We start from the raw sequence: 8,653 nt of genomic DNA on the forward strand, positions 1-8,653 counted from the left end.
TAAATAGGGCTTGCTGAAAAAGTTGTCTGTGAGAGGATGTTTGAAAAGTTTTTAATAGACATCTCCGAAAAATATTGTAGAGACGTTCCTCATGCAGGGATTCTCGTCTCTACACCTAAATTCATACCTGGTTTCAGCAACGCCGTATTTAGTTAGTTCTTCGGCGGATTTGGTGGACACCAAAACAGGTTTTTACTCGACACACCCAAAGATTCTAAAATCCCCCGCATTACATCTGTACAGTACATCCAATGCCCCAAATCATCATACATTCGATCAGGATTAAACTCAAAATTGTAATGCAATACATGAGGCAGATTTGAGAACTCATCAGAAGATTGGGGAGAAAGAATCAACAATTGAAACGGCTTACCTTGACATTGTTTTTCCAGTTTATTAAGTAAATCAATTACTCCACCTCGGTCAGCAATACCCGTACGGACAAAAAGCACCTCGTCACAGTGCTGGAGTGCGTACCAAAATCTTTCAGAACGTGCCGTATAACGAACCCGCATCCTTTCATAAACGGGAGACATATCATTAACAGGGTCTTCCGTATCTTCGACTTCATGGGCAAAAGATAATCCCCCCCATTTACTGTGGTAAATTCTGCGTTCCTCGGAATTGTAATGCAGCAAATGAGGATTCCACATATCATAAAAACCATTTTCAATGATATCTGCAATATCTGCAATTTTGGTAGTGCGAGTCAAATCAAAAGGAAAAGCCGGACCGTCGTATTCCATCTTATACAATAACATTCGCACCGCACAGCGATCGCCCAAAGGCAGAATCGCCACCCGACTAATTTCTGCTAATTTGCATTTATATTGCAAAAATACCGCTGATTTGGGTGGTGCTTTTACCCGACTTTCCAAGCCATCCTGACCAATCATCATTGTCCGAAAAGGTGCATCAGGATAAAAAGGATCTTCGTATACACCTGACGGCATAGCTTTTAATGCTTTGCGTATCTCTGGCCACATCGGCTGGATATTGTATTCATTATCTGATTCGTTGATAATCCAGATGTGATATTCATCTTGTTGTAAAATTCCCAGATGCCCATCATAAAACAAAACTTGGGAGTTATTCGGAGCAAAGAGATGGAAAGCGGCGTGATATTCCAGGTCAGCACCAGGGGGAATATTAACAGTTGTGGAAATAGTTCCATTCTCTTGCACAGCAAAGAAAGGCAGTATTCCTTTCTCGGCATTTAGGGATAACAACTTAGCAATGTAAATACCTGGGATTAATCCCGCCTGATTTTGCAGACCAGTTTGTAATTCTTGCCAATAGGGAGCGATAGTATAATTATATTTTGATGGATTTCTAACCCGCAAACTCTTCTCCTCCATAGAGGCACAGACATAGAAACCTGCATTATCAAGGTAGATAGGAACTTCGTTCGGTTGCCAAAAGCGTTGTTTTTCTTTTGTTAATTCGTCTTTGTCAATTTGGAACAGGCTTAGGTCTATTGCCTCATACATTAGCCGATGCCCGATGGTATTAGGATGAGACGGGTCAAAAGATGTCCCCTCTTGCCAACGTCCATGACCGTTATCTACTGCTGCTAACCAATCCAAAATCGGTACACCCCAATTTAACATTCGGTTGTGGGTATCCTTCAACAGCCAATCATGTTCGGGGGAATAATCACCATGGGGATATACTCCCCCTAAAATTGGACGTGCGCCCAGTGTCCGGGTCATTTTTACCAACTGCTGCAAACCACTTTCAAACCGTCGCTGTACTGCCCTTCTTTCGTGAGGAGAACAATAGGCTAACCCTTCGTTACCCAACGATAAAGCAATAATTACTACATCTGGTTTTTCTGGGGTAACTACTGAGGCAAATCTGGCGATGGTTCTACTGACATTTGCGCCTGACTCTGATAAATTTATGACTTGATGCCCATATTTTTGTTGTAAATCCTGTGCTAACAGCCAAGCCCAGCCTTTCAATAACCAAGCTTTATGTCCCAAGGCTACAGAACTGCCAATCACCACAATTTTCAAACTGTCCAGACCGCCCGACTCTTTTTTTAGGGCTTTATTGTCAGTAAAATCTCTGAAATAACCAAAGGCATAAGGTTGTAAATAACCATAAGCACCATCATCGACAACAATAGTACCGGACTGTTCTTCAGGGTTAATTGGTAGCCAGCGGTTTGCACCCATAGCTTCCCATTGTCCATGTCCTTTAGCATCAATGCGTACATACTTATATTCGACTCTTTGGTAATTATTTAAGGCCAAAGACGGCTGAAAATTAATTTCTTGATCTGTCCACCATAAAGGATAGCAATCGCCACTGGTACGGAGATGAACACATTTGGTAATGTCCCACAATCCCAATTCGGGAGTAGAACCGACGATACCAATGGATTCACCAGCTTGTGTATATGCAGTAACCTGGAATTGATACATGGGTTTTTGCTGATGTAGGGATACAATACTTTATGGAAAGGCTGAATCCTTGCAGATACTTTGACAGAATATCACGTATCACACCTAGCGAGGATGAAAAATATGTAGAAAATTACCCAGGTTGTCAATTAATTAACCCTACTGGTCAAATTCGCCAACTCAATCACAAAGATTTTTTAAGCCTGTGGCAAAATTTAGTAAAGTTGTCATAGAATTATTATTCTATTATTCTCAACATGACTGTAACTATTCCTAATCTCCCTAGTCTTTACGAAGCTTTCTCCACAGAAGCCAAATGGCAAAAATTCTGGGAAGATAACCAGGTTTACAAGGCCGACCCCAACCACAAAGGTGAACCCTACTGCGTTGTTATCCCTCCACCTAATGTTACTGGTAGTTTACACATGGGTCACGCCTTTGAAGGAGCTATCATTGACACCCTGGTGCGTTACCACCGCATGAAAGGACGCAATACCCTCTGGTTGCCGGGAACTGACCACGCTAGTATAGCAGTGCAAACGATTCTAGAAAAACAACTCAAGGCCGAGGGGAAAACTCGTCATGATTTGGGACGGGAAAAGTTCCTAGAACGGGCTTGGCAATGGAAGGCGGAATCTGGTGGTACAATTATTAATCAGTTAAAACGGTTAGGGGTATCTGTAGACTGGACTAGGGAACGCTTTACTTTAGATGAGGGTTTATCAAAGGCTGTTTTAGAAGCGTTTATTCGTCTCCATGAAGAGGGTTTAATTCACCGTAGTAACTATTTAGTCAATTGGTGTCCTGCTTCGGGTTCGGCTGTATCTGATTTGGAAGTAGAACCTAAAGAGGTAAATGGTAATTTATGGTACTTCCGTTATCCCCTCAGTGACGGTTCTGGTTTTCTGGAAGTGGCGACAACTCGCCCAGAAACTATGTTAGGTGATACGGGAGTGGCAGTTAACCCCAATGATGATAGGTATAAACATCTGATTGGTAAGACCGTAACTTTACCGATGATGAACCGAGAAATACCCATTATTGGTGATGAATTGGTGGACGCGACCTTTGGGACGGGTTGTGTTAAAGTGACTCCAGCCCATGACCCTAATGATTTTGAAATGGGTAAACGTCATGATTTACCGTTCATTAATATTATGAATAAGGACGGTACACTGAATGAAAATGCGGGGGATTTTCAAGGTCAAGACCGCTTTGTTGCTCGTAAAAACTTGGTCGCTAGGTTAGAAATTGAAGGCGTTTTAGTTAAAGTTGAAGAATATAAACATACAGTACCTTATAGCGATCGCGGTAAAGTCCCTGTTGAACCGCTCCTTTCTACCCAGTGGTTTGTCAAAATCCGCCCTCTGGCTGATAAAACCTTAGATTTCCTCGATACCCAAGATTCCCCGGAAATAGTCCCCCAACGTTGGACTAAAGTTTATCGTGATTGGTTGGTAAATCTACGTGATTGGTGTATTTCTCGTCAATTGTGGTGGGGGCATCAAATCCCCGCTTGGTATGCTATTAGCGAAACTGAAGGGGAAATTACGGATACAACTCCTTATTTTGTCGCCCGGAATGAAGCAGAAGCCTTAGAAAAAGCTAAAATCCAATTTGGGGAAGATGTCCAATTAATACAAGACCCCGATGTTTTAGATACTTGGTTTTCTTCGGGACTGTGGCCATTTTCAACTTTAGGTTGGCCGGAAGAAACGGAAGACCTAGCCACATATTACCCGACTACTACCCTAGTGACTGGTTTTGATATTATCTTTTTCTGGGTAGCAAGAATGACAATGATGGGTACACATTTTACTGGGAAAATGCCCTTTAAAACTGTGTATATTCATGGTTTAGTTCGGGATGAAAATAATAAGAAAATGTCGAAATCTGCAAATAATGGTATTGATCCTTTATTGTTGATTTCCAAATATGGAACGGACGCTTTACGGTACACCTTAATTAAGGAAGTTGCTGGCGCTGGTCAAGATATTCGTTTAGAATATGACCGGAAAAAAGATGAATCTATTTCGGTAGAAGCTTCTCGCAATTTTGCCAATAAATTGTGGAATGCAGCCCGATTTGTAATGATGAATTTGGACGGACAAACTCCAGCCCAATTAGGTCAACCAGTTACCACAGAATTAAGTGATAGGTGGATTCTTTCCCGTTTTAACCAAGTTGTTAAACAAACAAATCATGACATTGATAATTATGGTTTAGGAGAAGCAGCAAAGGGACTTTATGAATTTATTTGGGGTGATTTCTGTGATTGGTATATTGAGTTAGTAAAATCCAGATTACAGAAAGATGCAGACCCTATATCTCGCAAAATTGCCCAACAAATCATCGCTTATGTTTTAGAAGGGATTTTAAAATTATTACATCCCTTTATGCCTCATATTACTGAAGAAATCTGGCAAACTCTCACCCAACAACCAGCGGAAAATCCCCAACTGTTACCTTTACAATCCTATCCTGAACCCGATTATCATCTGATTGATTCAGCATTGGAAACCCAGTTTAATTTATTAATTGACACAATTCGCACAATTCGCAATTTACGAGCAGAAGCAGATATTAAACCAGGGGTAAAAATTACTGCAAATTTGCAAAGTGAAAGCGAAAATGAAAGGTTTATTCTCACTGCGGGACAGGCTTATATTCAGGATTTAGCCAAAGTTGAAACATTGACAATTGTTGATAATAATCCTATTGTGATTCCCGCAGAAACTCCACCAGTTGAAGATAGTAAATATTGGGGTGGAATCACGACCGTTGCTTTAATTATTCTTGGGTTTATCGCTTTGCGAGTAGCTTTATTTGTGGCAAATACTGCGTTAGATATTCCCATTTTTGGCACTAGTTTTGAACTAATTGGTTTGGGTTATGTCGGTTGGTTTGCTTTCCGCTATTTACTCAATGCTGAAACAAGAAAAGAGTTATTTGCAAAATATTTTCCAGCTAGTGAAACACCAACTGAACCACAAGTTTTACCAACAGTAACCGAGAATGAAAAAGAAAATTCCATTGCGGGTGTTGTCGGTACTGTACAGGTAGTAATTCCCTTAAAAGGAGTTGTAGATATTGAAGTTGTGCGAGCTAAATTGGAGAAAGCTTTGCAAAAAGCCCAAGCCGAAGCCCAATCTTTGACTGCTAGATTAAGCAATTCTAAATTTGTGGATAAAGCTCCCGCAGATGTGGTACAAACTGCCAGGGAGACTTTATTAGAAGCACAAAAACAAGCAGAAATTTTACGTCTACGTCTTGAGACATTATCTGGGTGAAGAGACTTCCAATTAAAAAAATACCCAAAAATTTCTTGTGGTGCGGGCCGAAAAGCCCGCTAATAATACAAGGATTGCTGGAGCGAAGATTGGATAGCGAGGCGCTGCTGCAAGCAGTTCATCTTTTTTGTGGAGTTCTCTTAGACATTATTCAGATGCTAATAATTCCCGAATTATCCGAGTTACGGCTTTTTGAGTGACGCGATTAGCAATTTGTTGACCTAAACGCTGCACTCCTGGATTAACCATGATTTGGGCTAATTGCGGGGCTATTTTAGTAGCATCAAAACCTTTAGTTTCTCGCAGAATACCAGCAATGCGTTTAATATATTCTAAGGTTTGTTGTTGTTCAACTGTTGCTGATGGGATTTGATTTACTGCTGTTAATCCTACCCTTTCTCGGAGTATATAGGTGAAGTTATGTAAAGCATTTTTACTAACAGCATCTACACTATTGAAAAATTCATCAACTAATCTATCACGAATAAATGAACCGCGTTCTGAAGCAAGAAATTCTACTCCTTGATTGAGGACTAAGTTAAGATCATATTCCTGGTTGCTGCGGGCATTTTTTAACAAGTTTTCCAAACGATTCCAGCGGAATTTACCATCTTTAAAAAGTAACTCTTTTAATGATGTTCTTAATTCATCTGCGGGGTCTGTTAATAACCGTTTAGCAACATAAGGATAGGCTTCGCTGAGAACTTTGAAGTTGGGATCTATATAAATTGCAATTCCTTCTAAAGTGACAAGAGAACGAATAATTAAAGCGTAATAAGGTGGAACACGGAAAGGATATTCATACATTAAAGCCGATAAATCATCGGTAATACTTTTAATATTCAAATCCGCTACACTTGCACCTTCCGCGTTAGCAAATACCTTAGCAAAAGCCGGAACAATAGGGGTAAGGTCCGTTTCTGGAGTCAGAAATTCTAGCTTTACATAGTCCTTTGCTAAACTATCAAATTCTCGGTTAACAACATGAACAATTGCCTCAATTAAACCATAACGTTGGGCTGGTTTAACTTCGCTCATCATCCCAAAATCAAGATAAGCTAATTTACCATCCATAGTAGCTAACAAGTTACCTGGGTGGGGGTCAGCATGGAAAAATCCATGTTCTAATAATTGACGCAAGGAACACTGAACACCAATTTCAATTAAATACCGCGCATTGATTCCTAAAGCCGCAATTTTTTCTGGTTGAGTTAATTTTAAACCGTTAATCCATTCCATCGTTAAAACCCGACGGTTGGTGTATTCCCAGTAAATTTTTGGTACATAAATATCCTTCATGTTACCATATAACTCAAAAAAGCGTTCGGCATTTTCCCCTTCATGAATATAATCCATTTCTTCAAAAATGCGATCGCCCAATTCATCTAAAATCCCGACTAAATCACTACGCACCCGCTTGACTTTGCGCTGTACCCAACCAGCCAGATTTCGTAAAATATACAAATCTATAGTAATTCGTTCCCGTAAATCTGGACGTTGAACTTTAATCGCTACCTCTTCCCCAGTTTTCAATTTTCCTTTATATACCTGTCCCAAGGAAGCAGCCGCAATGGGTTGAGCAGATAATTCTGCATAAATTTCTCCCGGTGGCGCTCCTAGTTCTTCTTCTATAAACTGGTAAGCTATTTCATTAGGAAAAGCCGGTAATTGATCTTGCAGTTTAGTTAATTCTTCTAAATAAACTGGTGGAACTAAATCTGGTCTGGTAGATAAAGCTTGACCGATTTTAATGTAAGCCGGACCGAGTTTTGTTAATAATTTTCTGAGTTGAATGGCGCGACGTTGTTCATTTTTTACCAAAATTCCCCATTGCTTATCCCACCATAAGCCAAATGCAAAGGAAATTGTTGGTTTAAGAACCGTCAAAATCCGCCCTAAAACTTGCAGAAATCGTCCACTATATTGTTCTTGTATTTCCACAGGATCATACAGCACTGTCTCTGGTTCAGATCCTGTTGTCACTCGCGGCTTATGTCTCGGCTGTCTGGAGACTTCCGCTGACTTGATTACTAAAGTCTCTGCACTTTTTTCCGCTATGACTTCAATTACGGACAATTCGCCTCCGCGACTGTCCTCCTGAATTGTTCGAGAACTAGGGGGAAGTGTCTTAACCATCATGAAGAAGCCACCAGTTAAATCAACGTTGTTAAATATTGTAACAATATCTTGTCTTTTAGAAATATTTTTGTCAATTATTATATTTTATGTTTTTGTAAGCTACAGCGAGTCTTAATTTGATACATTACGATTAAGAAGATTATGATAGTAGTTTTTTGCTCTCGCAGAGCAGCAGAGGAGGCGGAGAAAAGAGAAATATAGAGGTTTTTATCTAAATTTGGGACTTTTTTATTTGCAAGTCTCTTTTTAAATTAGAAGATTGATTAAATAATTTGGATATTTTGTTCTAGAGATATAAGTTATTTATATAAGATTTTGGGAAAAAATCACTTTCTCAATAAACAGGGGTCTATTCTCATGAATATTGAGAATTTTGTCAATAATTTCACGAGTTTTGGTAATTTCAGCCAAGGGACTTGACAGTGTTTTGAGTTTCGGGTATGATGATGTTATTGGTGGGAAATACTGCGCCCATATATATAGAGTTTTGAATTACTAAGATTATTATTTCCAAAATAAATCTCCGCAGTAGGGAAATAATAACCACAAATTCTGAAATTACAAGATTGATTAAATAATTTGGATATTTTGTTATAGGGATATAAGTTATTTATATAAGATTTTAGGAAAAAAGAACTTTCTCAATAAACAGGGGTCTATTCTCATGAATATTGAGAATTTTGTCAATAATTTCACGAGTTTCGGTAATTTCAGCCAAGGGACTTGACAGTGTTTTGAGTTTCGGGTATGATGATGTTATTGGTGGGAAATAGTGCGCCCATATATATAGAGTTTTGAATTACTAAGATTATTATT

At 39.4% G+C, this 8,653-nt stretch carries 3 protein-coding genes; 1 reads left to right on the forward strand and 2 read right to left on the reverse strand.

The features are described from left to right. Window positions 1-152: 152 nt before the first annotated feature. Window positions 153-2,429: a DUF1796 family putative cysteine peptidase gene (locus H6G25_RS18205; RefSeq protein ID WP_190393709.1), complete on the reverse strand. Its 2,277-nt coding sequence runs from the start codon at window positions 2,427-2,429 to the stop codon at window positions 153-155. Between the two features lie 236 nt (window positions 2,430-2,665). Between H6G25_RS18205 and H6G25_RS18210 the strand changes: the two genes are divergently transcribed. Then, window positions 2,666-5,698, forward strand: a complete 3,033-nt coding sequence (locus H6G25_RS18210; RefSeq protein ID WP_190393710.1) for a valine--tRNA ligase — start codon at window positions 2,666-2,668, stop codon at window positions 5,696-5,698. A 147-nt stretch (window positions 5,699-5,845) separates the two neighbouring features. Here the strand turns inward: H6G25_RS18210 and H6G25_RS18215 are convergent, their stop codons facing one another. Then, window positions 5,846-7,837 carry an AarF/ABC1/UbiB kinase family protein gene (locus H6G25_RS18215; protein ID WP_190393711.1) on the reverse strand — a complete coding sequence of 664 codons (1,992 nt, stop codon included), beginning with the start codon at window positions 7,835-7,837 and terminating at the stop codon, window positions 5,846-5,848. Window positions 7,838-8,653 lie beyond the last annotated feature (816 nt).

The sequence above is a fragment of the Dolichospermum sp. FACHB-1091 genome (assembly GCF_014697585.1).
In the GTDB taxonomy this organism is placed as follows: domain Bacteria; phylum Cyanobacteriota; class Cyanobacteriia; order Cyanobacteriales; family Nostocaceae; genus Dolichospermum.